Consider the following 24,505-nt stretch of genomic DNA (forward strand, 5'->3'; position numbering starts at 1 on the left):
TCAGTTGGTCAGGCCATTATAGATGGACTCGCACGCCAGGCCCGCTATTCGGCTTCGCTCAAGCGCTGCTGCGAGATCTCCCGCCATTCGGTCAGACTCTTCAAGCAATCCCCCGAGCACCACGACGGCAGAGGTTCCTGCCTGGCGCTGCTGGGTAGCGATGGCACCGCAGGTGGCTGCTCGGCCGGCGCGCAGTCGATCGATTTCCCCGCGCAGCCCACCAGCAGCAGACTCAGCAGCAGCGGCGCGGCCTTGGGCCAGTTCCAGTTTTTGTCGTGCACTCTCGCCCTCCTTGTCCGCCACGGCTTGGCGGCGTTGTTCTTCCTGTCGGGCCTGGGCCGCAGCGCGCCGGTCGCGCTCGGCTACCTGCAGGCGGTAATCTGACAGTTCGGTTCGGGCCTGGGCCGTATCGCCCTGGGCGACCACCACGCGGTACTGCTGGCCGCCAGCGACCAACACCAGAGCGATCAGCCACCAACACCAGGTCGGTACCGCGCCGAGCCAGGTCACGCCAGAACCCCACCGAGCTTCTGCCACTGAGCCAGCAGCGCACTCAGGGCTTTGGGATTCTGGTCATAATTGTTTCCCGGGAAACTTGCCCATTCGTTGGCGCACTTGGCTATCGCCTCACGGATCTTTCCATCCTTGATCAACTGAAGCGCGCCGCGTTCTCCCAACCGTTTGATGGCAGCCAAATCCTGTGCCTCAGGCGTAAAGCGCCCCTTGAAGCCGTAGCGCTTTACCAGTTCGTCCCACGTGCCAGCGAGAAACTGGTAGCGACCAGCCGCGCTACTAGTGATCGGCTTTCCGTTGGAGAGCCGGGTGATCTTCTGGCGAGGGTGATCGGCATACCCCTGAAACAGGCCTTTGCCGAACAGAACGTTGTAGCCGTCGTCGCTACCCTTCACTGCTTGAGTGCCCTCGGCGAAGGCGATCAGATCCAGAAACCGGAGAACATTCGCGCCTCCGGCCTGGGATTCGGTGAGTCTGGCCATGGTTTCTCCAGGCGAAAAAAAGCCCGCGCTTGGCGGGCTTTATTTGATCAAGCCGCTGCTGCGGCCTCGATGAGCATTTTTTCGAGAGACGCCAGCTCTGTTCCGGCGAGAGCCGAACCGAAGGCTGTGAATGCGTTGCTCACCATAGGGCGGGTGGCATCCGATGACTGGCCTGCAACCCGCAGCGCACCCATGTTCAGCTCAGGCTTCAGGCCTATAGTTTTCACGAGGTCGTTCGTGTAGTTCCACATCTCGACACCGTCATAGCGGATGCTGATGCGCCCAAGGTTTCGATCGAAGATGAGCACCACAGCCGTCAGCTTGGTAGCGCTCAGCTTCTTCGCCCACGCGCCAGACGTGGCCTCTGAGAGAGCTAAGGTGCCGAAGTTGGCGACGATTGCGCCCGATCCGGCGAGGTTGGAATAGACCCCCCACGGTGCCGACGCATCGGAAGCAGCGCCAGAAGTGAGGCTGCCGAATGCAAGTTGGTCAGCGCACACACAGCCGATGGTGAAGGAACCGGAGTTCACAAACGGGTTCATGCCCAGCGCCTGGGCGATAGCTGTGACCTTGTATCCCGTCTTGCCGTTGACCATGGTGACGAAGTTTGCCAGCGCGTTGGACGAGCCGTAACTCGGGATGGCGAACTGCTCGACGCGATCAAGAACGACCCCGCTTTTGGCTCCATATGGCGCCAGGCATGGCCAGAACTTGATGCTCGGGATGTTCACCACCTCATCCTCAGCCTGGGAATAGTCGATCTTCGGTGCACCTGGTACCGATGCTGAACCTGGGGTGCGGAGGGCGTAGAGAGGCATTATTGAAGCTCCATTGAGAAGGCACACAGCCAGTTGAACAACGGCTTGTTGTCATATCGGGAGAAGTCGCGCATATCGGAATCTCGCACGCAGCCGCGCCGGCCTGCGCCAGATTGAGGTGAGTTGAGGCCTGGTTGCAGCGCGTAGGTCAGGGTGGTGCCTGCTGCGATTTCTGCGGTTGTCGTAATAACGATGGACGCACCGTCAGCCCCAGCCACTACAGAGGTAATAGAGCCGGCGGATAGCTCGAAGCCGGCATTACCAGGGTCAACGATACTCACCGCATCAACTACCACCCTGCCGATTGGGCCCGGTGTGGCTGCATTGCCGTTGGGCAGGTTATTCAGCTTTAGCGTCAGGGTGGAACCTGAGCGAACTGCCGAAACAACTTTGAGGGGCTGCCACTTGCCGCTGACCTGTGTGAGGCGTTCGGCGCGCGCTTCAAGCTCGCCCATCTTGATGTAGCCGTCGGCAGTCATGTGGTACTGGTCGAAGTAGCCATAAGCGTACTTGGGCCCAACCATGACAATGCTTGGGTTTTCGTTGTGGGCCTGCATCTGTGCCAGCGGGATGGCAGGTATCGTGCCGCTTTCACCGGTCAGCATTTGCGAAATGAAAGCAACTGGCGCAATGGCCTGCCCAGTTATTGTCACCACGTCGGCCCGGTAGTCACTGATCCATTCAGCCAGGATTGCCACGTACTGGGCCTGAGTTGTGTCCTTCTGGCTTTCGCCATGGACAATCGACAGACTTGGCACCTGGTAATCCCAGCCGTTGGCTTCTGCGATGTTCTTTGCCGCAGTCACGTGGCCAAGCGCGTTGCTGTAGGTGGTAGTTCCCTTTTTCAGGCTTGCATACGGCACTCCACCAACGGCGGAGATGCTGTAGAGGAGCCTTGGGGAGACGGATGTGGTGCGCTCATGCCAGCGCCGAAGTGCGAGCATGTAGGATGTAGCGGGCGTCTCAGCCACCACGCCTGATACGAACTCACGCACGGGGTCGAGGGCGGTCGCCCCAACCCATGAGGTTGGGCGCGGGCCTCCAGGCAAGGTAAACAGGTTCTCGGTGTAACCAGGCGGCGTATAGGGCGAGAACAGGTTCCCGCGCTTTCCATCAATGGTGAATTCGCCACTGGCATCCAGCACTAGGCCGCGCGACCCCAGGGCCAGGCTTTGGCCAGTTACCAGCTTGTGCAGCAGCACATTCCCATCGCGGAAGATCCGCCCGTCTTTGGTGATCGAGTGGGGCTGAGCGGTACCAGCGACGGACTTGAGTGCTCTGACCATATCGAAGGCCACTGCCTGGGCAGCCAACCATGTCCCTGCCTGGGTCAACTGGGTGGCACCAAGCGGGTCATAGGCCCAGACCTGCCCATCAGCAATAGCCGCCTGACGCTTGCCTGATGGCTTGTCGTTCTGCTCCTGAATCAGCTTCGAATCGTAGCTAACTGCCGGGGTAGGCGGAATGGCATCGCCAGATTGCATCATCACCGACTCACCGGAAAGGAACAGAGTCGCTTGCTGGTAAGCCTCGGTCAGCGGGCGCTTGCGGGCTTCTACCGGCTGGAGAACCGAATCGCCCATGGTCAGGAAAGGGCCCTGGCGAAGGTCTGGGCCAAGCGGGCGTTTCTTTTGCACGGGTAGCGATACCAGCATGTTGCCGATGCTCCAGATCAGGGGTGCTTGACCGGTCACAGGCCCAAGGGGCCGCTTGCGCGGCGTGATGTCTGTGCTCAGTGCTGGCTGAGGAGACGGCTTACGCCAGGAAGAGGTGTCAGCGCTCCATTGGTAGAAGCCGTTCTTCGTCAGGTCGGCGTCCGACTGAACCCAGGCCAGCTGGCCGTCATAGATCGGCACATAGGCGAGCATTTCGGCATAAGTGCCGAACCCTTTGTTGCCAATGTCGCTTCCCAGGTCGGCGGCGGTCTGCTCCATGTCCTCGATGGCAGAGTCTGCGGCCGTATTCACCCTTTCCTGGGCATCCGTGACCGTAGCTTCGATCTCGTTTTCCGCGTTGATCGTCAGGTTATGAAATTTCTGCCAGGTGACCCGAGGCCTGCCGAACCGGTCAAGGAATGAGTCCGCCGTGCTGTTCATCCCCTCGTCAAGATTCGTCGCGTTGTCGAACAAGTCCCGCGGATCGCTTGAGCCGAGTGGGTTGTTGGTGTTGTAAGCCATGTTTTCTCCGGGCACAAAAAAAGCCCGCGCTGGGCGGGCATGCTCGTCAGGGTCCGGTCAGGCCGGCGGGTATAGGTCGTCGTAGGTATAAACGCGGGCGTCGTAGGGCATGCCCTTCATTGACACGTTTCCGTCCTTGCCTGGGTCTGAGCTGGTGATCAGCACGGGGTACGCCCACCGCGAAGCAGGCCCAAACAGGATGTGCGGTGGCTCAAGCGGGCCGTCGACCTCTGGCGTGAAGTCCAGCGCAGCTACCGAGGCGGTGTAGTCGTCAATGCGCACCGCATCCCAGGGACCAGATAGCGTGCCGTCCAGGCGGCGCAAACCAATCAGGTTTTGCTCGGTATATGACCATTCCAGTGGTTCTGAGCTTCGCAGCAGTGTCCCCGATTCGGTCACCGTAAACGCCAGCAGAATCGCGCTTTGGCACCGTTTGGGGGCATCATCAGCGACGGCCGCAAAGCTCAGATAGCCGCTGTTGCTGCCGTCCATCTCGGTTTCCCAGGTGTAGATATCGGTCCGATACTTCTGGTGACCGCGCCTGCGCATGCCGAAGCGCCAGGCCCTGGCTTTTTCGCTGAACCCGGGCATCTTGATCTTCTCGACCTTGGTGCCCAGATCGCCCGGCCAGCGGCACTCGACCGTCTCCCACGCCCAGGTTTCCCGCGAGAAGTACTCCACGTCTACGCCGTCGAAGTCATTGATCGACGGCATGGCGCCGCTGATCTTCAACATCTTGGTCATGTTCTGTGGCGAGTAGGTCTGGGTCTTCGGTCCGTAGGTCACATCGAACGCGGCACGCGCGCTGTCACGGACCGGGCGCAGAAGGCCACGGAAGGTCACCAGCTCACCAAATCCGCACGCCAGCGCGTTGTTGATCATGTCCTTGACCGTGATCGTGGAATCCAACGTCTCATCGTAGGTGTCGCCGCGGGCCACGCAGATTTCGTGGAATGCCTGCCACTCAGGCAGATCGAGGTCGTCGTCCGTGTAGCCGCGCTGCTTCAGCTGGTAGATGCACCAGGGCACGATGTCACGTACAGGCCCTGCACCACCCTCCAGCAGTGGCAGGATACGGGTAGCCTCCAGGTTCACCTGGCTTTCGGATTGCGCTGAAAGCCGGTCACCACCACGGATGTTGCAGGTCATGACCGTTAAGCCGGGGTAACTGGTAGGCGAGTTCTGCATGCGCCCGCGCAGGTCAGTCCAGGTGGCTTCGTCATTTGCCTCTTCATTGATCCGGCCAGGCCTGTCCTTGGACAGCTTGCGCACCCTCGCCTCGGCTCGCATCGGATATGGGAGCGCTATCCGCTCGGTGAATCCCTGGGCATCCCGACTGCCTCCCACGTTGGTGATCTCGATGACGGTCCAAGCTCCGGCGACATCCATGTCTCGATACTCAAACGCGTAGTAGGTTGGGATCTCATAAAACTGGCCTTCCCGCCCGATTCCGAGGAGACCGCTGGCATAGGTGATGGTCCATTCGAGCTCGGTGACCTTCTCATTTTCAGGGCAGCAGGCGAACGGCCCACGGTAACCACCCTGCAGGTTCGAAGCATCCAGGGTAACCAGGCCGTTCACGGTCTGCATGTTGTCGAAGCCCGGCCAACCAGCATCCACGGCACCGGAGGATGTCAGGCGCTCAACCTCCAGCAAGCTGTTGCTGAATGCCGTGATCCGGTACCGCAGTCCGCGGGGCCCAATGGTGGCCAGGCCCTGCCCAAGTGCCAGCCCCACCACCGGCTCGCCCCCGTCGTAATCTAGGGTCATTTCAGCGGGCTGCTCGGGTACTGCGCTGGTTGTTGCAGTGCCTGTGGTTCGAACTGGCGCTGTGCCAAGAATGGTCGAAGCCCCGGTATGGTTGATAGGCAAACCAAGAAACGGCGTCGTCTCCACGAAGCGAAGACGGCCACTACTCTGCTGTGCCTGGAATGGCGCTCCTGCGAGCAGTGAATTAAGCGTTGAAACAAGGCCGCTGAGGTCGGTTGTGGCAGTATTCAGCGTGATCGGGTAGCTGACCGCGTTGCGCACCAATGTGAAGCTAAGCGGCGTAACGTCAAAGTTGTATCGACTTGGCGCGGCCGACCCCGTCATGGTTGAGGCAGTTCCGGGATTGGCTGGCACACCCGGGCTGTATGGCGTATAGCTGTGCACCACGTAGAGGCCGGCGTTTGCACCAGCAACCTCGATGAGCATGCCAGCCGTAGGATTCAGCATTTCCAGCGGGCCGCGGATGATGTCGCGCCCGGCGCCGCCGTCGATCACCGTGTAGGTGTAGGGGGACAGAACCCGAATGATGATGCCGTTCGACCAGTCGGCCGGGAACTGGCCGGAGCCGGCCGGAACGCTGATGGTGTCGCCAACAAACTGGTATGCGGAGGCAGTAGCCGAACGGGTGAGTTCGGTTGCCATGGTCAGCTCCAGGCCGGCCGAACCGCTCGAGCTTGCCCCCACTTCCGGCACGTTGAACCAGTTGATGTGGGCCGGATCTGCCGAAAGGTCAGCGCCTGGTGGGTAGATCGTGAACGAAGCATCTGCGCCGAGGGAGATCAGCGGGGTTTCGCCAACCTTCACCTTGGTCGATGGGACTTCGTATTCACCCTCGCCGATGTAGAGCAGCATTTCGACGCGCTGGTCACGGGGCGCCAGGTGGTAGCGGCGTGGCTGGGTCAGGTACGACGGGTAAACCCGCTGGTGGCCGGCGATCTGCCGCACAGGTTCGCCCAGCTTCACTTTGTTACCCTTCGCGCTAGCCTCCATCAGGGGGTCGCCCTGCTGGGTGCCGGCGCTAGACGGCATGCCGGGCATCTTCGGCATGATCGCCTTCAGTACCGCCTTGGCGCCCTTGAACAGCGCAAAGGTGATGGAGAATGGGTCGGTCCCCTTTGGCTCGCGGTAGATCTGCAGCAGGTCGTTTGGCTTGAAGGTAACCTTGTGCCAGGCGGCCTGCTCGATCACCTCATCGTTCAACACAGCGCTGATCGGTGGGCTCTCCCGACGCTCGTAGGACGGGGCCTGGGATTTCAACCATTCCTCAATGGTCATCCGGCGGTCGGTCTTCCAGGTGCCGAGAGGCGCCGTATTGCTCAGCTTGTTCGGATAAAATTCGATCATCGGTAATACACCACCCTTGGGTGAGCGGCTTCGAACTCGCCGGTCGTCCGGAGGCAGGCGCCCCCGGGGTTTGTGTCCAGCACCTTCAGCCGGCCTTCGCTTTCCACCACCACACCAACGTGCAGGCACAGGGCGCCACGGAACACGGCGGCAATAGCCCCAGGCTCCGGAGCACACTCCTCCATACCCTGGCGAAGGTCGTGGTAGGCCTCTGTGTTGGCCTTGAGCCTGTCCTTGCCCACCGCGCCCAGGCTGGGCAACAACGGCAGGCCAAACACCTGGTGGCGCACAGCGATGCACAGCCCCCAGCAATCGAAGGCAATAGGTCCCCGTGCACCCTCGCGATACGGGGCGCGCATGAATTTCTCGATCATGATCAGATGTACTTCAGGCCAGGTGCCAAGGATGTGGTGAGGACGCGGCGCAAGCCATTGGTGTTGAGCAGGTCGAAGAAGCCAGCAGTAAGCTGGGCGATTTGAGCATCTGAGTCATAGTCCCGACTGAGAAGCGTCATGCGGTACCGCTCTTGCGGGAAAGACAGGTCCTCGGCCAGGTAGCGGCGGAAGGTGACGATGGCCCGGCTTCCCGAAGACTTTGCCGCCTCAACCGCCTCCTGAACCTCGCCGGTGATGTTGTCCATACCGATGACTATGTTCTGGAATCCGCTGTTGTCATTGGCGGGCAGTGCAAATTCAATGGCCATGGCCGTGAACGTCAGCACCCTCCCGTCCTCGGCGATACACGTCCGGTCCTCGAATCCAGAACAGTAGAGATGGGAAAAACTGCTGCCCTCTCCCCTTACCTCCAGCGTGTCGACCATCTCCCCGCGACCAGAGGCATAGCACTGTTCGATCAGGCTCATGCTTTGGGCCACTCCCGGTTGATTGCAACGTCAATGATGCTCTTGCCAAGCCACAAGCCAGGGAAGTTCTCCCAGCCTTCCGGAATGAGAGGTCGTTGACGAAGCTCCAGTCGCACCGAGTACCGCCAGAAGGCCATCTGTACCAAGCTAGGCCCCTCATAGATCTGGGTAAACCGAGCTTCGTAAACCCTCAAACCCTCTGCCGTCTGCAGCGGACAATTGAACCACTCGACGCCGTTGCCCAGCGTTCGCGCATACCACGCCTCGAACAAGGAAGCCTGATCCTGGTTGAAAAGGAACGCGGCTGACACAAAGGTCGGAACGTAGCTGTGACGCACACGCTGACGAGCTCTCCCCGTCACCATCTGCGTGCGAGCCATCGGATCAATGGTGTTGAGCGAGTAGCTATCCTGCAGCGGGAGGGGCAGCCCTTTGGGGAAATCGATTGCTGCCATCAGTCAACTACCTCGCCTGGTGAGTCCGTAGATTTGCTCAAGAGCCTGTGCCCGCTCGCCCCCTCCCCAGACATCCGCCACAAACACATCAGTGTGCTCCTGGCCGTCTGGCGTGGTTCTGCGCTCAACAGCGCCGGCCTTGTTTCGATCACCGATGATGTTGACCACGGTGCCACCACCACCGCGCCGCGACCGAACATCGTCGAGGGTCCTGTCCAACTTCGCGCTGGTCTGCGCAGTCGTTACGCGCTCGCCCTTTTGCAGCAGCCAAGTGCCTGTCTCGGGAATAGCATCAATGCCGTCATGCGCCATGCCGGCCACGGAGCTGATCGTGGACATAAAGCTGCCAGCCGTCCCCAGCGCCGAAGCGGCGGCGGCAGGCGCAGCCAAGGGGCCGACGATTGGAATCGCGGCAGTCGAGGTAAAAGCGTTCAACGCCGCCATGGTCACCTGAGCCGTACCCCACTGAATCAGCATCCGCAAAGCGGACTGAGCGAATGTCGTGGCGAGGTCACCAAGTGACAGCTTCCCGGTGGTCACAAAACCGTAAAGCGCGTCGTTCATCCCGGAGAATGCGTCGGTGAACAGGGTTTTCGTTTGGCCCGATATGTCCCTGGACTGGTCGAGATAATTACCCCAGGCTGAAGAAACACCATCCAACCACTTCAGCTGGGCTTCGTCCTGCTTGGCGTAATAATCCTGCTGAATTGCCATGCGCTCAGTGAGCGCATCGTCGAGCAGCGCGGTTTCCTTGTCGTACCGCGACTTGGCATCAGGGTCGCCGAGCAGCTCAGCTTCCTTGTATTGCTTGTAGAGCTCGTTTCGCTGCCTGACAAAATCCTGCTCAATAGCCAGGTTTTCACGCAAGCGATCGCGAAGCTTATCGCTCTGTCCTGCGCCAGCGATTTCAAGTTCAAAACCCTGACGCACGACTGTGTTGCTGTCTTTCAGATTGGCCGCGTAGGTGGCCAGCTTCAGGTCTTCCTGGTTCTGCTTTTGCAACTTGACCTTGGCGTCGAGTTCGGCAGCCAGCCCTTCGAGTACCTTCCGGCGCTCGACGCTGACGCCCTTGAGCTTGCCGGTCTCCAGTTCGAAGGCGAGCTTGGCCACCTCGGTAGCCTTGCCCTGCTTGCCGGTGGTCTCGTCGATCAGGGCGATCTGCCGGCGGTAGCTTTCCTCGGCGTCGACCCCGCGCTTCTTCAGCGCCTCAGCTGCTGACTTCGCACGAGACTGGGCGTCTTCCTCGGCCTTCTTCGTGGCTGCTGCAGCCTTTTCGATTGCGTCCAGGTTCTTCTGCTTGGCTACGAGCAGTTCACCCTCGCCCTCTTTCAAGCCCTCAACGAAGCCACCGCTGATCCTTGCCGCAAGCTTATCGGCCTCTGTTCGCTTCCCGGCGACAGCGATCTGCTCGTCGATCTTCTTGGCCAAGTCGGTGTAGACCTTGGACTTTTCGGGGACCGTGTTTGCGTTCGTGGCTGCCGCGGCAGTGTTGGCATTGAACTCATCGGTGAGGCGCTTGACCAGGCTGGCAGCATAGGACGCCTTCTCGCCGGCCTCAGCAACTGCGCCAGACTGAGCCACCCAAGCCTGCAGGGCCTCCGGCTTGAGCCGGAACCGCCGCGATAGATCCTCGATAACCAGGGACAATGGCTGCCCAGAAGCATAGGCCTCATCGAACTCTTTCTTGATCCTGGGGAACAGCGAACTGCCCAGGTCACGATTCACCCGCTTCATCAGCGTGCTGTAGGCGTCTGCCTGGTCCTGGGTGGCCTTCTCGAAATCAGCCGTGTATTGAGCAAGCTGTGCTGCCTTCTGGTCACGCCCAAGATTTCTGAACTTCTCGGCAATTTCGTCAAGTGGCGTGCCGATATCTACCAGTGACTGCTTGGCCTCCTTCGTCTTGGTTGCGAAGTAGGTCAGCGCGGCTCCGGCGGCAATGATGATTCCTGCAGGCCCGCCAAGAAGCGCCATCGCTGCAGATGCCGCCCGAGCAGCAAGACTCACCGCAGTGATGCCAGCAGCAGCAGTGGCAGAAACCCCGGCCATTCTGGCTAGCGTTGCCTGATAGCGAGCTGCCTCCACTTGGGCGGCGAGGAATGAAACGGCGGTGCTCGCTGCAGCCGCAGCCAGCCGAACAGTTAGCACCCCAGCCAAAACTACAGCGGCCTTAGCAGTAAGGTCGATCGCGTCCTTTGCCCCAGGTGATGAAAGAACATCGTTCAGCGCATTAACAGCGTCCTTCGCGCTATTGAGGCTCCCCTCGCCCGTGAGCAGCCCGGAAATAGTGTTCTGCAGGGCGTCCAGAGAACCACCGAAAGTATCCCTGGCTGCTGCAGCAGCTCCCGAGTAGGACTCCTCAAGCGCAGCCAGGATGATGCCTTGAGCACCTGCAATGTTACCGGTCGACTCCATGGCAATAGCCATTTTCTTCTGGTCTTCCGTGAAGCGAAAACCCTGCTTGCTCAGCGCGGTGAGGCCTTTGGATGGCACATCCAGCGCCCTGCCGATCGTTTCTGCAGCAGACGTTACCGTCACGCCGGTTCGCGCTGCCATATCGGCTGCAGACTGCAGAGCCCTATTGAACTGATTACCAACCACCCCAGTGAAGGCAAGCAATGCGGTTTGCGCTTGGTTGATGTCACCACCCGAAAAGGTCGTGGCACGCTCCATGGCAGCAGCCATTTCATTCAGCTGGTCTCGATTAAATCCGGCCGACTCTCCTGTCGACCGTAGAACTGCACTGAGCTGAGACTGCTCTTGCTCTGCGTTTCGTGTTTCAGTAACGAAACGTCCAAAGATACTAGCGACGGATAGGCCGGCAACCACGCCTGCGGCAACCTCGCCCAGGGCGCTCCAGGCGACCTTTGCTTGATTGGCCGCCTCTGTGATTTCCTTCGAGGACTTCTTGGCCGCACGGCCAGCCTGGTCGATAGGCCCGGTGAATCCACCAATCCGGGCAATCAAATCGAGGGTCAAGGTGCCAAGTGAGCCCGCCATAAATTCTCCAGGCAATAAAAAACCCGCCGTGGCGGGTTCGTGTTATGGACTATCTACACAGCGTGCTCCATGCGGTGGAAAAGACAGATGATCCATCATCGATCATCACGATGCCTGATTCGTACGTGAATACGAATCTCTTTTCGCCAGCATAAGCACCGAATGAGTTTTTGGCATTCACTGAGCCGCAGGCGACATTACGACCATCACCGACCGAATACCTTTTAACCTGACCAAATTTTGCGCTGCCAGGATCTTTCATGTTCGCGCGAACAGACGAGAATGCTAGGGTCAGCACCTCCGAGTCTCTAGGCCCAGCAGAGGCTGGTGGCTGTCTATCCTGGGCAGACACAAAATAAACACCGGCGGCCACCGCCACTAATGCGCCAGCTATCCAAGAGAGCGGTAAGGATCGCGATGACGCATTGCAACTTGGACAGTTCTTGTCTGATGCAGGGTAGATTGCAGAGCACTTCCTGCACTTCAATGTCTTCATTGGCCTCGCTCCTATAGAAACCTGCAAAACTACCACTGCATGCAGTTCCACCCAAATCACAACCAGCTTTCCATGGCCTCCTCCAGCGTCTCAACCCGCGGGTCCATGTGCGGGGCGAAGTCCTGCGGGTACAGTTTCGGTGCTGATTCGCTGGTCTTGCTGTTGAAGTAGGTCGCCTGGAACTGGGCCAGGGTCATCTCTATGCGCATGCCCGGGTGAAGCGACCCGCGCTTGTGTCGGAACTTCACCCAGACCAAGAACTCGGGATAGGTCATGTTTTCTTGCGCTTCGGCGATGGTGCGGCCGCCTATCCCATTCATCACCAGCTCGCACCACAGCTCATCGATCGGCTCCAGCGCCTCTACTTTCCCGCAGCAGGCCCGTTCTGCACCTCACCGATGGCAATCAGCAGCAGGTTGGTCAGGTCCGGATCGAGCGCCCCCTTCTGCGGATCAGCCTCACCCGTGATGTCATTGACCGTGAATACCGACTTGCCCTCGGCATCACAGATGCTGGAAGCGATACGGCAGGCAAGCGGATCGGCGCCACGGTGGGCGGCGATATCGCCAATGGCGGTTTGGTAGGACAGCGGCCGGACGTAACAGGTGAACTTGTTACCATTCCAGTCGATCTCTTTGGCCACCGGGCGGGCGGTGAAGGCCTTGGATTTTTCCAGGTTGGAGATGTTCAGTTCCATGGTCAGGCCACCTTACGAATCCAGGCGGAGCCGCCCGAGCGTTGGATCGCGACGGTCGACGCCACAACGGCGTTCAGCGCGAAGTTGAATGGGAAGTCGGCAACATACCCGGAGAATGTGAACCAGGTGCGCGAAGGAGGCAGAGCGAAATCTGGCTCGTCGCTAACCTCACCAACAGCAATCGCGCCGGTGCCGGCACCACCGCTAAACGCGATGACCGGAGTGCCGGTATAGCCTGCGCCAGGATTGGTGATATTGACCGCCACGACTTCCCCGCCATCTACCACGGCAGTAGCCGCAGCTCCGGTACCACCCCCACCGGTGATGTTGACGGTCGGCGCACTGGTATAGCCGCTTCCGCCATCGGTCACGGCCACCCGCTCCAAGCTGCCAGCCGCGATAGCCGTGGGTACCGCCGTACCATCCGACCAGCCTACCGCCCAACGGATATTGTTATCACCGTCAGCCTCGGACAGTTGGTGCAGACGAATGTGGCTGGGGTTGTTCGGGTCGGCGTTGAGACCAAGCGAAGCTTGGCCTGGAGTGCGCAAGCCTTTCTTGTAGCTGCGCTCCTGGGCAGAAAGGCAGGTATCTTCGATCTGCTCGGCCGGGGAGCCGCCTGGTTCGAAGCTGGTAGCGCACTCGACCTCCATGACTGTGAATGGCGCCCCGCCAGACTGCGATGGCACCAGAGCATAAATCTGGGTTCCTTTGGTGAGGATCGACATAGCTTTCTCCAAATGTTGGGCATAAAAAAACCCGCTCAAGGCGGGCAGGGTTCTTTACGGCGGGGTCAGCGGGGGATAATCCAGTCCACGTCGAAGTTGGTTCGGAAGTTCTTCGTTGCAGGGTCGCGGGTCTCGCCACCCCATCGGGTGACGTACGCCCGCAATTCGATTGCATCGCGGATTGCGTCACGCACTTTGCGCACAGAGGTACTGGTGGTGCCGTACACGTCGACCTGCAGCGTGAAACCATCGATATCAGGGCGTCCTGCCAAGTAGTTCTCCGGGCTTCCGCGTACCAGCTGCCATACGGCATACGGCTTGGCCACGCCCTCCGGAGCCTCGCCAAACGGATACAGGCGCAAGTTCACGCCAGCACCGATCAGCGCCGTGACGCCGGAGTCACCCGCGCAAACGAGTTCAATGGGTGGTGTCATGGGGTTGCAGCCTTCTTCGCAGCGCGCCGGATTGCGCGGTCAATAGCCTTCTCGTATTCGGAGATGAACGTGTTCGTGACATCGCTGATGTTGTCGGCCAGTGCCGGCCGCATGAACGGCACCGCTGCCATTTTCTCGGTGCCGAACTCGATCAGACGCCAGTGCGGGGTCGGCGAATTCGGGCTGAGATCTCCGCCGTCCTGAAGAACGGCGCCATGGAGAACGCCGATTCGGAAACCGAGGTCGCCGGAAGCGCGAAACAGCCGGCCGTTCCAGCGCAAGGCAATGTTGTCAGAGATCGAGCGCCCGGTGCCCTTGTCATCGATCCGCTCGGCGCCTTCTTTGGCCTTGGCCGCGATCACCTGCGCGGCCTTGCGCAGGGCAGACCGACCGCCCTTGCGCTTGACGTCCTCGTTCACGGTAGCCAGTTTGCCCAGCAGGCTGTCCAGCCCTATAAGGCTGAACTGGACGGTTTCAGCCATCCTTCACCCCCTTCTCCACCAGGATGGTCAGATAGTCGAGTCCGGATTTCGCGTCAGCCAAAGGCGGACCAACGATGCTGTAGACCTCGCCCCGGTACAGGATGCGCATGGTCGGAACTACCCCAGCCCGGTACCGGATAACCATGCGGCCCGTGGCCTGGGCCTGGCCGGCCTGAGCCGCTATGAAGTCCTTGGCCGATAGGTCTTCGACACTTGCCGGACACTTCGCCCAGCGAGTGACCCATTCCGGCTCCCCGAACTCCAGGGTCGCCTGGTCACGCACCGGCCTCTGCTCCTGAATGTCGATGCGATGCCGCAGTCTGCCGGCCTGCATCACACACCCATCCGGATGCGGTACGGCATCAGCAGGTGCCGGGATGCCAGCGGCAGCTCAACAGCTGTAGTCCCGGTCACCACGTCTTCACGGTTGGCGAACAGGTGGCCAAGCTTGAGCAGGCAGGCCGCCTGAATGGAAGGGTTGAGCACCATCCCGTAGGCGATGGCATCGGCCTGGTCATACGCATCGGCCAGCACCTGGCGGGCATGGTCGAGCATGCGGCAGCGTAGCGTGTGGTCCTGCTCTGCCTCAGCGGCAGCCACCGCCTCGGTGTTCGCCTCCTTGGCTTGCTGTAGGGCGGCAGACACGCCAGCACGGGCTTCGTCGAGCGCCACCTGATCCAGGTAGAAGCGGCGGTTGAGGAACTGCATCGCGGCCTCCTCCGCCGCATCGAGCTGCGCCTGGACCAGAACTTGGTCTTCTGGCTCGGCCAGCAGGTGGTGCATGGCCAGATCGATGGCGATCACAGACATGGATCACTCCTTGGCCTTGGTGGTAACACTCTTACCGCCCTTGTTGGCCGGCTCCTGACCCTTCTTGTTCTCGGGCTCCGCAGCTTTCTTCACGTCGTACTCCTCGATCAAGCCGTTGCGCAGCAAGTCACGAGCACGCAGCTCGTCCACGGTGATTTCTTGGTTGCGCTTGACGTAAGCGCCACCGTTGTTGAAGCCCTTGATGGTTTTGACTTTGACGTCTGGCATGTGCGGTCACGCCCGGTTTCCCGGGCGCGCTCCTGAGGTGGTTACGGAGTGGCTTCGAATTCGCCGTGCACGAACGACTCGGGGCGATACACCGCCAGCGCCAGGCGCTCCTCGGCGCGGATGGTGACCATGTTGGTGCGGAAGTTGTCACCGTCTTCGGTGGATACCTCGACAGCCGCATCCTCGCGGTCGAATACCTGGGCCGCGATGTTCATCGCGCCGACCAGGAACTCCCCCTCTGGCACCGCGTTGCTATCCACCACCGGCAGCTTCCACAGACGCTGGACGCCGCCTTCTTGGACGTTCACCCAGATGTAGGAGCCGTTGGCGTCCTTGGTCAGCTCGATGTCTGCCCAGTCCACAGGGTTCAGCGCAATGGCCGAAGCACGGTACTCGGCCACGCGCACCTGCAGAATTGCGCGGCGCAGGGTGTCGATCTTGGTGTCGCCGGTTTTGCGCAGCGCTTCGTTGAAGGCGGTGGCCTGCGGGATCAAACCCAGCAGGTTCTGCCCGGTGCCGTCGCCGGCCAGCAGTTGCTCCTCTTCCTTGTACTTCAGGCCGTAGATCGCGCGGCCGTTGATGTAGCTCTGCAGAAGCGGGATGTCTGACAGCACCTGTTTGGAAGCGCGGAACCAGTGGGCAATGGTGACCACGTTGGTGGTCTTCAGGCCGAACGAGAGGTCGGACTGAGCCTTGGCGGCACCCTCGCCCGCCTGAGACGCTGCCATGTTCTGGAAACCGGTCTCCTGCACGAACTCAACTGCGTTCGAGCCGGTACGACCCGGCATGATCAGGTCGCGAATCGTGAACTCGCGCTCCGGGCCAACCACGATGCCAGGAACGCGGGTCGGCTGGATTGCCGCGCCGACGCCGCCGGTACCAGTGGTAGAGCTAGTGATGTTGGTAACGGCCTTACGGCCGACTCGGACAATGCCGCGACCTCGAGTTTGCAGCGACTTGAAGTCGTCACACTCGGTCAGTTCCTCGCCCGCAGACTTGAAGTCGACCGGGTCATTGGCGGAGAAGCGGCGAGCCATCTTCTGCTCAATCTCCTGCAGGCGATCCTGCAGGCCCAGGCCATCCTTCACCAGCCCATCGAGGATGGTCTTGGTTTCGGTCAGGATGGTGCCGTGCTCTTTGATCTCGGCAGCCGCTTTGGTGGCAAAAGCTTTGATCTCCTGATCGCGCTCGTCGAGCAGGTCGTTGACCGCCTTCAGCTGGATCTTGTCGTCGGCGTGCTCTTTGCGCTGGAACTGGCGATGTTCGGAGCGAGCCTGGTTGCTCATGGCGTTATGCATGGTGATTCCTCAAAACGAAGGGAGGGAAAGAGCCGGGCGCGACTTGAGCGCCTCAGCGATTTCAATTGCTGCCAGGTCGCCCTCGGACTCGCTCCGGAGCAGGTGCTGCAGGCCACGGTTGGCAATCACCGCAGACTGAGTCTTCGAGAAGCCTGCCTCGCGCAGGAGCAACTCAAATTCGGGCATCGAAGGCAGGCCGCCGTGGGCCAACTTCGACTTGATCGTGTCGGTGCGGGCCTCGTCATTGGCCGGCACGGTCACGATGGAAATCTCGATCAGGTCGAGCTTGGTCAGCGTGCGAATGCGGGTCTTCTCATCGAAGCTAGACTCGCGCACGTAGTAGCCGATCGACAGGCCGGTGATGGAGCGGGTCTGCATGCCGCGATACGCGATACGGGCATAGGGCGCGTCTTCCAGCCAGAGCTCGCCGGCACCGAACAGCCCCCGATCATCTTCCTTGAGGCTGCTGATGTCCCAGCTGCCGATGGGCTCGCCGGTTCGGTGCTGCCAAAGGACCGGGAAGGTTCGCGACTTGGCCTTGGCTTCCTCAATGGACTCAAGGAAGGCGCCAGGCGCGACCACCTCGTTGTAGCTGTCGACCACGCCGAACACCGAGCCGTAGCCAGAGAAAAGGCCGTCGTCGCCGACAGCCTTCACGTCATAGTCGAAGGAGCGGTACTTGACCGCCGCCAGTCGATCCTTGTGTCTCATTGGGTATTACCTCTTGGCTGGTCGTTGAGCCAGTCGAGCAGCGCCGCCTTGGCCTGGTTGGCGCCGCCGGGGTCTTCGCCCAGCTTGTCGATCGGCAGCATGTTGGATTGCACGGTGAGCTTTGCCGCGTTCCCACCTTCTGGCGGCAGGTTCTCTTTGCGCCGGCAGTCGTCTCGGGTGTAGATCCCGTTCTGCGTCATCGAGCTGTAGAAGGCCGCCCGCGCCGCGCTGTCCATGCGCAATAGCCCCTCCGGGTTGAACTTCACGTAGAAGCGCCGGCGCTCATCTGGGCGCAGCAGGCGCCGGTTGGCGCACATCTCGATGCGTTTGATCCAGGGCAGCAGAGTGAAGGACAGGAAGCCGATCATCTGCTGCTCCATGCCAGTACCCCAGCTGGTGGAGTTCTGCGTGTGTCCGACCATCCAGGGCGGCACGCGGAACCAGCGGCAAATCTCCTCGACGTTGAACGCCCTGGTCTGCAGCATCTGGGCATCCTCAGGCGTCATGGATACCTGCTGGTACTTCATGCCCGCCTCGAGAACCATCGTCTTGCCGTGGTTCGTCGCGCCTGAGAACTGCTTGATCATGTCCTCGCGGATGTCCTTCCGCTGTTCCGGCTTGAGGATCTGGTCCGTGGACAGGACGCCGCCCAGCTTCATGCCGTTGGCGAACATCTTGGCCGCCGACTCATCAGCCGCCATGGCCGAGCCCAGCACCTGTCGCCCGTATGCCAGAGGCGAAAGGCCGCAAAGCGGGTCAACGCCGAAGGCTCGGACGTGCACCATCTGATCCTCGGTCAACGTGTGAGGCTTGCCGAAGTTGTCGGTGTAGCGGTACTCAATGGAGCCGTCCGCCAAGCGCCGCGGGGGCGACATGTTCTGCGGCAGAAGGAACTCCAGACTCGTCAAGGTGCGGCCGCTCTCGTGGGGCTCACAGAATGCATTCCCCTGCAGCAGCAGGCTGGCCATGACGTTCTCCCAGAACTCCACAGGGGTTTGGTCGGCGTTGGGCTGCTGGCTGATGACGAAGTTGACCGGGTGAGAGCTGGCCACCACCGGCGCACCGTTCCTGTCCTCGTACAAGGCGATCGGCAGCGTGGCGATGGTTTCAGCGATCAAGCGCACGCATGCCCAAACAGTCGAGAGCTGGAGCGCCGTCTGCTGGCTGACCACCTTCCCTGAGGCCGAGTCGGTACCGTAGAAGGTGTTCCAGAAGGCGGAGTCGGTTAGGCCGATCTTGCGGCCCGCCCATCCCGCCAGGCTCGATGCCACTCCCGGCTCGGCCGACTTCACCAGGGCCTGGCCGAGGATCTGCGTGAATGATTTAGCCACCGATCAACCCCTTGCGAATGAAGCCCGCGGCGATCAGTAGCGAACCGGCAGCGGCCAACAGCGCGTAACCCAAGCCGGCCAGCACGTATACACCAGCGACGCCCAGCAGCAAGCCGCCGGCGGCAAGCACCAGAAAGATGATCAGGCCAGTTTTCATAGGTAGTCCAGTTAGCCAACCACGATCGGGCTGGCAAGAAAGTCATCGAAGTGGCCGGAGTCATCGATACCGAGCTTGATGGCCACGGCGCAGCCGGTGATCAGGCTCACCATGCCGTCGATCTTGTTCTCCGGGCGCTCCTTGTTGGGGTAGATGTTGTCCTTCACGTCCAGCTTCGCCACCACGTTCGAGGCCATCCAAGTCAGCACCGGGCAGTCACCGTGGGCCAGCTTTCGCTGCAACACCAGGGCTTCAACCTCTTTCATGGGCTCACTCAGGTTCTGCACCGTCTGACGCAGCTCAACCATCGGCAATCCTTCGGCGTCCATCTCCTGGGCAAGCTGGGTGGCCTGCCACGGGTCGTAGGCGTAGGCCCGGATGTCGAAGCGACCGGCAAACTCGCGCATGTCCTCTTTGATGACTTCAAAGTCGGTGACCTCTCCGTCGGTCAGGGTCAGCAGGCCGAGAGCATCGAACTCGCGGTACCGCGCGGTGTTGCTGTCCAGCTCCTCCAGCACCCGCGCTTCTGGCAAGTAGTACCTGGCGTGGATATGCCAGAACGGATCGTCGCCATTGGGCGGGAAGATCAGCAGGTTCGCAGCAATGTCGATTTTGCTCGCCAAGTCGAGACTGCCGTAGCAGGGACGGCCCTCCAGTTCTGCAAGGCTCTTTCTGGCCGGGGCCTCTTTCCAGCGCAGCATGTTGAGCCAGGCATTCTTGGCGCCTACCCACTCATTCAGGTGCTTGGTGCGGAAGGTGGCCTGCTTGGTTGCCGACTGCATCGCGTCACGCTGGCGGGCCAGCAGAAAGTCCTCCCCGACCGAAATGCCGAAGTTCGGATTCGCCTTGCGCAGCGCGATCTCGCTGGTCCAGTCATCGCCATGGTCAATGGTGTAGAGCGCGGGCCAGAGATCCGGACGTTCAATGACTCCTTCCAGCATCCGCTCGGAGTCGCGAATCAGCTGGTGGCAAGGCCCGCCGATGCTGGACCCCGCAGTGGTGATGACTAGCATTATTGGCTGCTCGCGGGCGCCCATGCCGGTTTCCATGGTGTCGTAGAGCGTCGAATCTTGATGTTCGTGGTACTCGTCGACCACCGAGCAGGACGGTGAAGAGCCGTCGCCAGGCTTCCCGATGACCGGTTCGAATCGCGACCCATCGGCCAAAACGACCATGTTGGAAGCGTTCACGTCGACGCCGTAGTGCTCTCGCAAGTCGTCGGTACGCTCGACCATCAGCTTGGCCGGCCTGAACACCTCCCAGGCTTGCTTCTCCGTGGTCGCTCCAGAGTAGACCTCGGCGCCGAACTCTCCGTCGGCGACGAACATGTACAGACCCACGCCGCCGCCGATGATCGATTTGCCGTTCTTCCTGGGTACGAACACCAGAATAGTCCGGTAACGCCGAGTGCCATCCTTCTTGCGGACCCAGCCGAACGGCACGCAAACCGAGAAAAGTTGCCAGGGCTCCAGCTTGATTAGCTGCTTCTTTCCGCCCCATTTACCCTTGGTGTGCGGCAGAAGCTGCAGGAACTTGGCGACTTTCTCCGCCTTGGCGGGATCGAATTTGTACGGAAAGTCCTTGCGCTTTGAGGCAGCCAGGTCGTCGAGGTGACGCTGGGCCAGCAGCTGGATCCATTTGCAGACGAGGATCTTCCCGGCGACGACATCCTTGGCGTACTTTTCGGCCGCCTTCATCAGCGGAAATTTCACCTTGGCCATCACAGCTCCGCGAATGCATTGCCCTTCGGCGCGTCTTTTTTACCCCCGCCCACCTTGGACCGGTCAGCCGGCGTCATGCCGAACTTGCCGAGCATGGCCTCCAGGCGCACTAGCTTGGCGGCAGGGAAATCGAGTGGGTCGTTGCGGAACTGGGCCAGTAGGTTGGCGGCCAGCTCCAGGCTGAGTCGGTCGGAGTTGGTCAGCACGTCCCGCGGGGCGTACTTCGCAATCTCCTTCCAGGCGTGGAGCACTGCTCCGTTGATGTGAGCCGGCGGTGCGGTCAGCTCACCCACCGGTTCGGCATCCTCACGGTGACGCTGGGGGTCTTTCTTGAACGCACCGGTCAGCTCAAGCACGTTGGTCGGCTTGCGCGGTCGGGCCATTTTGAAAACCTGAATTTTGCGGAAGTGGAAAAAAAGCTGAGGGCGCGGTGTCCGAGCGAAAAGGTGTGAACTTTCACTAGGCCCCTACCCCCACCTTGATCGGTATGCAGCTCCAAGCCTTGCCGCTGACGATCTTGGGGATGTATTCGCGGTGTACACCGTACTCCTCGGCCAAAGCCTGCGGCGAATCGCCTGCAGCTCTCCTCTGCCTTATCTCAACCACCTGCTGGTCAGTAAGTCGTCGATGCAGAGCCTTCATTCCTGGTCCGCGAGTACCATGCTTGATGGCGTCCTCTAGGTTCTGTCGCCTGGTACCCCACGCCAAGTTAACCGGACGGTTGTCCTCGCTCACACCGTTCAAGTGGCGCGCTTCAAGGCCAGCAGTCTGCGGCAAGCCTGCATACGCCATAAGCACGAGTCGGTGCACTTCGAAGCGATGGCGCTCCTTCTTGCCATTGACTCGCACCGTCAATGTGACGCGATGGTAACCATCGTACACCTGGCTCTTCAGCACCCTGACCGCCCCAGATCGCACAGACGCAACTTCCCCGTCCTCAGTTGCGTAGTAGCCGCTGAGGTTGGGTATAGGTCGCATGGTCTATCTATCGATGTTTTCGGGATTCTTTCTGCGTCTTGATCTTGTGGCAATCACGGTTGATCGCCCGAAGATTGTCGTCATCGTCGGTACCGCCGTGGGCCAGGGCTACGATGTGGTCAACCTCATGCGCTTCGCGGATGCGGCCAAGCTGGGCGCAGTCGTCACAGCGGCACAGGTACTGATCTCGCTTGAGGATTTGCTCACGCTTGCGCCGCCAAGGGCGACCACCACGGCCTGACCCCTTACGTGTCGCCCAAGCCTTGGCCTGCTCGGCAGCCAAGTCAGCATGGCCGTCGCAGTAGCCATTGGCATTGCGGTGTAGAGCACGACAGCCCTTAGCCCGACATGGCCGCTGAGGTCTCAACGGCATGGCGCGCCACTCAGGTAGTTCTGCGGCGGCGCATCAGGATCGACACCGCCCTCATCCGCCAGGGCTTCGATCAGTGCCAGGTTCTGGCTTGCGATCTGCTCGAGCAGGCTTGTCTGCTTCTTCTGCTCTTCCAGCATCTGCTCCAGTAACGAGATCACGGGCTCGCTCATACGCCACCTTTGTCCACTTGTTGATCCATTCGCGCCGGGCGGCGCACCCGCTGCAGGCCATCATTCAGTCCTGCGCTGGAATCAACTCGTACCGAGTCAACTGCCCAGCGATCTCTTTGGCCTCATCGAGGTAGAGGCTGCGTGTCACCTCGATCAAGGCCGGCTCTCCCGCCTCGATGCGAACTGTCATCGCAGTCACTTCGGAAGCATCCAGACCTAGCGTCTGGCAGATCAATGTCCCGAGCTCGTTGCTCGTCGCAAGCTTCTGGCTACTCATGCTCTGTTCCTCGCGCCACGAAACGGCGCATGTCGATGTTGTGGCGCGGATCACTCCGCCTTGCGGGTGGGCAGCTTGAAGTCGGTGACACGGTTGGCGAGTTCGCGCACCTTCTCTACGCCAAGGAAGCCAACCCATCCACCAACGAAGGTGGACATGCTCTGCGGCAGGCCGAAGAACTCCAGGCCGCTGATCATCGTCAGGGTCAGGCCGCCGCAGATGGCGCCCTCCACCAGCATCTGCCGGCGAGTGCCGCCGCCGTAGGTTATGCGCAGTACGGCCATGGCGCAGGACAGGCCGGCCGCATACAGCAGGGGCGAATGCTGGCTCAACCACGCAAGAGCAATCGCCCAAGTGTCTGGTTTGTCTGGCATGTTGGACATCCGGGGTTCCTCCCTTGCGGGAAGCAGAAAAAGAAAAGGCCGCTACTATGGCGACCGTGAGGGTTCAGGAGTGCTTGCCCCGAGAGCGTGTGGACTTGATTCCTAGAGCTTGCTATAGAGGCTCACTGACATCACACATCGAAGGGAAATCGAAATGAGCGATCCAGTTATCCTTCCAGTTGAAGACTTTCCAATCGGCTCACTTGGAGAGACTGAGCTGCTGCAAATGCTGCAAAGCTCCCCACTCATTCAGGTACGCAGGAGCCTTAACTTCACACATGGATTATGTTACTGGGATGTTGTGAACTTTTGTAAAGTGTATGGAGGGTCGATGGTTCAAGGATGGCAGATCACACGAGTGCCAACTCTCTATATTGAAGCGACCCATCATGCTATCTGGCGCTCTCCTAGCGGAGAGCTCGTAGACCTCAACGAACCAGCACCTGGGACGGTCGACCCAAAGGGCTTTACAACTTTTTCGATCTGCGCACCAATCAAAATTGACCTCAATTGGCCGGTATTGATCGAGAACAAGCATGTCTTGTTGAGTGACGACCCGCGAGTGGACCAGGCTCTGACTCAATACCGCTTGAACAACCGAGCAAATGTAAGCCTCCGTGATGAGGCAAAAAAACTTTACTGGAAGTGGTCAGTCGATGGTGGCTGGGTTCCAGACAAGCGCCCCAATCGAACATTCAGGGAGGCGAACGACCAAATGGTTCAGACTTACGACTCTCTTCATGATTTGCGAGCTCAGCTTCTGCGAGATTATTTTCAAGGCTAGCCAGATTGATCCCGTCAGATCCGAAAGCCAGCGAACTGCCTGGGTACAGGGCAACCCGAGTTCCGCTGATGATCCTCGACGGAATTTGGAGGGCCTGGGCAGAAATCTGAGCATCTGCCGTCTCGACGCTATCCATGACTGGCTCCATTTAACGAAAAAGCCCCGGCATGTGCCGAGGCTTGGAATGGGTGCGGAGGGCCGGTGCATACCCGGCTTGGTGGCCTGGATCGCTGGGTCACATACCCCAGACTCTCATCGCGTAGCCGATCAGGGAGCGCACGGCTTTGATCGACGCCACTACCGACTTAGCCCAGCTGCCTGAGCGTGTCATCCGCATAAAAAAGCCCGCACAGGGCGGGCAAAGAGGGATCGTGCTTTTTTAAATCTGGTGGCTGTAGAACAGCGAGTACGACTCGATACCGTCGTTGGGCTGCTTAATGCCAGCGTTGGAGTAGTGAATCGCTCGGATGCCAACCTTCTGCGTCTCGCCGATCTTCAAGCCCGCACCGATGCGGTCTTCGAAGTTGAAGGCCGAACCAAAGTCCTGGTCACCTGCGGACGTACCAGAGAAGACCGCCAGGCCGATGCCAGCCTCAACGAATGGCTTCACGTTACCGCTGCCGAACTCGTAAACGAAAACTGGCGCAAAGGACAGCGAGTGAGCGCCACCGGAAGCATCTCCTGCTTCCCAATAGGTATACCCAGCATCCCAGTAACCGGTGAGACGGCCAGTACTGGATTCAAACCAGCTTTTGTCCCAGTTAAAGCCAATGCCGACGCGCGCTGTTAGACCACCTTGGCCTGTCGCGCCAAGCGCTCCGGATAGCTCAGCCGCTCCGGCGGACGCAGCGAAAAGGGAAAGCGCCACAACGGCGAGAACGTTTTTCATACTCACGGTCTTCCATATTATTGAGTAGCAACCTATCAGAATCATAGCGCTATCAAATCGTTCCCTCATACAAGAAAAATGCTTTTTCTGGAGGGCTACCTGAATCGAAGCCCCTCAAAAACACAAAACCCCGACACGAT

Annotated in this window: 30 protein-coding genes; 1 reads left to right on the forward strand and 29 read right to left on the reverse strand. The window is 60.2% G+C overall.

Annotated features, from left to right (window positions below):
* The 28 genes from GEV39_RS21230 to GEV39_RS21365 all read right to left on the reverse strand — a co-directional run bounded on the left by GEV39_RS21230 (window position 1) and on the right by GEV39_RS21365 (window position 22,692).
* On the reverse strand, window positions 1–510 hold the full coding sequence (locus GEV39_RS21230; RefSeq protein WP_173891121.1) for a DUF2514 family protein: 510 nt from the start codon (window positions 508–510) through the stop codon (window positions 1–3).
* Window positions 507–995, reverse strand: coding sequence for a glycoside hydrolase family 24 protein (locus tag GEV39_RS21235; RefSeq protein WP_173891122.1), 489 nt, complete (start codon window positions 993–995; stop codon window positions 507–509). The genes GEV39_RS21230 and GEV39_RS21235 overlap by 4 nt, the downstream gene beginning before the upstream one ends.
* A gap of 47 nt (window positions 996–1,042) precedes the next feature.
* Complete coding sequence (locus GEV39_RS21240) at window positions 1,043–1,813, reverse strand: hypothetical protein (RefSeq protein WP_173890360.1); 771 nt, start codon at window positions 1,811–1,813, stop codon at window positions 1,043–1,045.
* The gene (locus tag GEV39_RS21245) at window positions 1,813–3,990 is read right to left on the reverse strand and encodes a hypothetical protein (protein WP_173891123.1); all 2,178 of its coding nucleotides are present in this window, start codon (window positions 3,988–3,990) and stop codon (window positions 1,813–1,815) included. The genes GEV39_RS21240 and GEV39_RS21245 overlap by 1 nt, the downstream gene beginning before the upstream one ends.
* Before the next feature lie 57 nt (window positions 3,991–4,047).
* A complete protein-coding gene (locus GEV39_RS21250; RefSeq protein ID WP_173891124.1) occupies window positions 4,048–7,104 on the reverse strand; it encodes a host specificity factor TipJ family phage tail protein in 3,057 nt (1,018 codons plus the stop codon).
* A complete protein-coding gene (locus GEV39_RS21255) occupies window positions 7,101–7,478 on the reverse strand; it encodes a hypothetical protein (RefSeq protein ID WP_173891125.1) in 378 nt (125 codons plus the stop codon). Before GEV39_RS21255 ends, GEV39_RS21250 begins: the two co-directional genes overlap by 4 nt.
* Before the next feature lie 2 nt (window positions 7,479–7,480).
* Window positions 7,481–7,966: a DUF1833 family protein gene (locus GEV39_RS21260; protein ID WP_173891126.1), complete on the reverse strand. Its 486-nt coding sequence runs from the start codon at window positions 7,964–7,966 to the stop codon at window positions 7,481–7,483.
* Window positions 7,963–8,421, reverse strand: coding sequence for a transposase (locus GEV39_RS21265; RefSeq protein WP_173891127.1), 459 nt, complete (start codon window positions 8,419–8,421; stop codon window positions 7,963–7,965). The genes GEV39_RS21260 and GEV39_RS21265 overlap by 4 nt, the downstream gene beginning before the upstream one ends.
* 3 nt (window positions 8,422–8,424) lie before the next feature.
* Window positions 8,425–11,418: a phage tail tape measure protein gene (locus GEV39_RS21270; RefSeq protein ID WP_173891128.1), complete on the reverse strand. Its 2,994-nt coding sequence runs from the start codon at window positions 11,416–11,418 to the stop codon at window positions 8,425–8,427.
* 552 nt (window positions 11,419–11,970) lie between these two features.
* Window positions 11,971–12,234, reverse strand: coding sequence for a phage tail assembly protein T (locus GEV39_RS21275; protein WP_173891129.1), 264 nt, complete (start codon window positions 12,232–12,234; stop codon window positions 11,971–11,973).
* A 41-nt stretch (window positions 12,235–12,275) separates the two neighbouring features.
* Window positions 12,276–12,611 (reverse strand): phage tail assembly chaperone family protein, TAC, encoded by a 336-nt coding sequence (locus GEV39_RS21280; RefSeq protein WP_173891130.1) that lies wholly within the window; start codon window positions 12,609–12,611, stop codon window positions 12,276–12,278.
* Between the two features lie 2 nt (window positions 12,612–12,613).
* Window positions 12,614–13,339, reverse strand: a complete 726-nt coding sequence (locus GEV39_RS26620; protein ID WP_173891131.1) for a phage tail tube protein — start codon at window positions 13,337–13,339, stop codon at window positions 12,614–12,616.
* 65 nt (window positions 13,340–13,404) lie between these two features.
* The gene (locus GEV39_RS21290) at window positions 13,405–13,773 is read right to left on the reverse strand and encodes a DUF3168 domain-containing protein (protein ID WP_173891132.1); all 369 of its coding nucleotides are present in this window, start codon (window positions 13,771–13,773) and stop codon (window positions 13,405–13,407) included.
* On the reverse strand, window positions 13,770–14,255 hold the full coding sequence (locus GEV39_RS21295) for an HK97-gp10 family putative phage morphogenesis protein (protein ID WP_173891133.1): 486 nt from the start codon (window positions 14,253–14,255) through the stop codon (window positions 13,770–13,772). Before GEV39_RS21295 ends, GEV39_RS21290 begins: the two co-directional genes overlap by 4 nt.
* Window positions 14,248–14,589 carry a phage head closure protein gene (locus GEV39_RS21300; RefSeq protein ID WP_173891741.1) on the reverse strand — a complete coding sequence of 114 codons (342 nt, stop codon included), beginning with the start codon at window positions 14,587–14,589 and terminating at the stop codon, window positions 14,248–14,250. The genes GEV39_RS21295 and GEV39_RS21300 overlap by 8 nt, the downstream gene beginning before the upstream one ends.
* Window positions 14,589–15,065 carry a head-tail connector protein gene (locus GEV39_RS21305; protein WP_054913192.1) on the reverse strand — a complete coding sequence of 159 codons (477 nt, stop codon included), beginning with the start codon at window positions 15,063–15,065 and terminating at the stop codon, window positions 14,589–14,591. Before GEV39_RS21305 ends, GEV39_RS21300 begins: the two co-directional genes overlap by 1 nt.
* A gap of 3 nt (window positions 15,066–15,068) precedes the next feature.
* Window positions 15,069–15,293 (reverse strand): hypothetical protein, encoded by a 225-nt coding sequence (locus tag GEV39_RS21310; RefSeq protein WP_054881547.1) that lies wholly within the window; start codon window positions 15,291–15,293, stop codon window positions 15,069–15,071.
* A 41-nt stretch (window positions 15,294–15,334) separates the two neighbouring features.
* Entirely contained in the window at window positions 15,335–16,591 is a 1,257-nt protein-coding gene (locus GEV39_RS21315) for a phage major capsid protein (RefSeq protein ID WP_173891134.1), read from the reverse strand.
* A gap of 9 nt (window positions 16,592–16,600) precedes the next feature.
* On the reverse strand, window positions 16,601–17,302 hold the full coding sequence (locus GEV39_RS21320; protein WP_173891135.1) for an HK97 family phage prohead protease: 702 nt from the start codon (window positions 17,300–17,302) through the stop codon (window positions 16,601–16,603).
* Window positions 17,299–18,633: a phage portal protein gene (locus GEV39_RS21325; RefSeq protein WP_173891136.1), complete on the reverse strand. Its 1,335-nt coding sequence runs from the start codon at window positions 18,631–18,633 to the stop codon at window positions 17,299–17,301. The genes GEV39_RS21320 and GEV39_RS21325 overlap by 4 nt, the downstream gene beginning before the upstream one ends.
* Window positions 18,626–18,790, reverse strand: a complete 165-nt coding sequence (locus GEV39_RS21330; protein ID WP_019752321.1) for a hypothetical protein — start codon at window positions 18,788–18,790, stop codon at window positions 18,626–18,628. Before GEV39_RS21330 ends, GEV39_RS21325 begins: the two co-directional genes overlap by 8 nt.
* A gap of 11 nt (window positions 18,791–18,801) precedes the next feature.
* Complete coding sequence (locus tag GEV39_RS21335) at window positions 18,802–20,511, reverse strand: terminase large subunit (protein ID WP_082437966.1); 1,710 nt, start codon at window positions 20,509–20,511, stop codon at window positions 18,802–18,804.
* The gene (locus GEV39_RS21340) at window positions 20,511–20,894 is read right to left on the reverse strand and encodes a terminase (RefSeq protein ID WP_029885668.1); all 384 of its coding nucleotides are present in this window, start codon (window positions 20,892–20,894) and stop codon (window positions 20,511–20,513) included. The genes GEV39_RS21335 and GEV39_RS21340 overlap by 1 nt, the downstream gene beginning before the upstream one ends.
* Window positions 20,895–20,970: 76 nt before the next feature.
* Window positions 20,971–21,489 (reverse strand): HNH endonuclease, encoded by a 519-nt coding sequence (locus GEV39_RS26625; protein ID WP_173891137.1) that lies wholly within the window; start codon window positions 21,487–21,489, stop codon window positions 20,971–20,973.
* A 7-nt stretch (window positions 21,490–21,496) separates the two neighbouring features.
* Window positions 21,497–21,862, reverse strand: coding sequence for an HNH endonuclease (locus GEV39_RS21350; RefSeq protein ID WP_173891138.1), 366 nt, complete (start codon window positions 21,860–21,862; stop codon window positions 21,497–21,499).
* On the reverse strand, window positions 21,853–22,032 hold the full coding sequence (locus GEV39_RS21355; RefSeq protein ID WP_173891139.1) for a YebO family protein: 180 nt from the start codon (window positions 22,030–22,032) through the stop codon (window positions 21,853–21,855). Before GEV39_RS21355 ends, GEV39_RS21350 begins: the two co-directional genes overlap by 10 nt.
* A gap of 64 nt (window positions 22,033–22,096) precedes the next feature.
* The gene (locus GEV39_RS21360) at window positions 22,097–22,309 is read right to left on the reverse strand and encodes a hypothetical protein (protein WP_173891140.1); all 213 of its coding nucleotides are present in this window, start codon (window positions 22,307–22,309) and stop codon (window positions 22,097–22,099) included.
* Between the two features lie 50 nt (window positions 22,310–22,359).
* Window positions 22,360–22,692 carry a phage holin, lambda family gene (locus GEV39_RS21365; protein WP_173891141.1) on the reverse strand — a complete coding sequence of 111 codons (333 nt, stop codon included), beginning with the start codon at window positions 22,690–22,692 and terminating at the stop codon, window positions 22,360–22,362.
* Between the two features lie 154 nt (window positions 22,693–22,846).
* On the opposite strand from GEV39_RS21365, the gene GEV39_RS21370 reads away from it, so the two are divergent.
* On the forward strand, window positions 22,847–23,476 hold the full coding sequence (locus GEV39_RS21370) for a hypothetical protein (RefSeq protein WP_173891142.1): 630 nt from the start codon (window positions 22,847–22,849) through the stop codon (window positions 23,474–23,476).
* 379 nt (window positions 23,477–23,855) lie between these two features.
* Here the strand turns inward: GEV39_RS21370 and GEV39_RS21375 are convergent, their stop codons facing one another.
* Entirely contained in the window at window positions 23,856–24,365 is a 510-nt protein-coding gene (locus GEV39_RS21375; RefSeq protein WP_016489223.1) for an acyloxyacyl hydrolase, read from the reverse strand.
* Window positions 24,366–24,505: the final 140 nt, after the last annotated feature.

Source organism: Pseudomonas sp. NY5710 (genome assembly GCF_013305665.1).
Lineage (GTDB): Bacteria > Pseudomonadota > Gammaproteobacteria > Pseudomonadales > Pseudomonadaceae > Aquipseudomonas > Aquipseudomonas juntendi.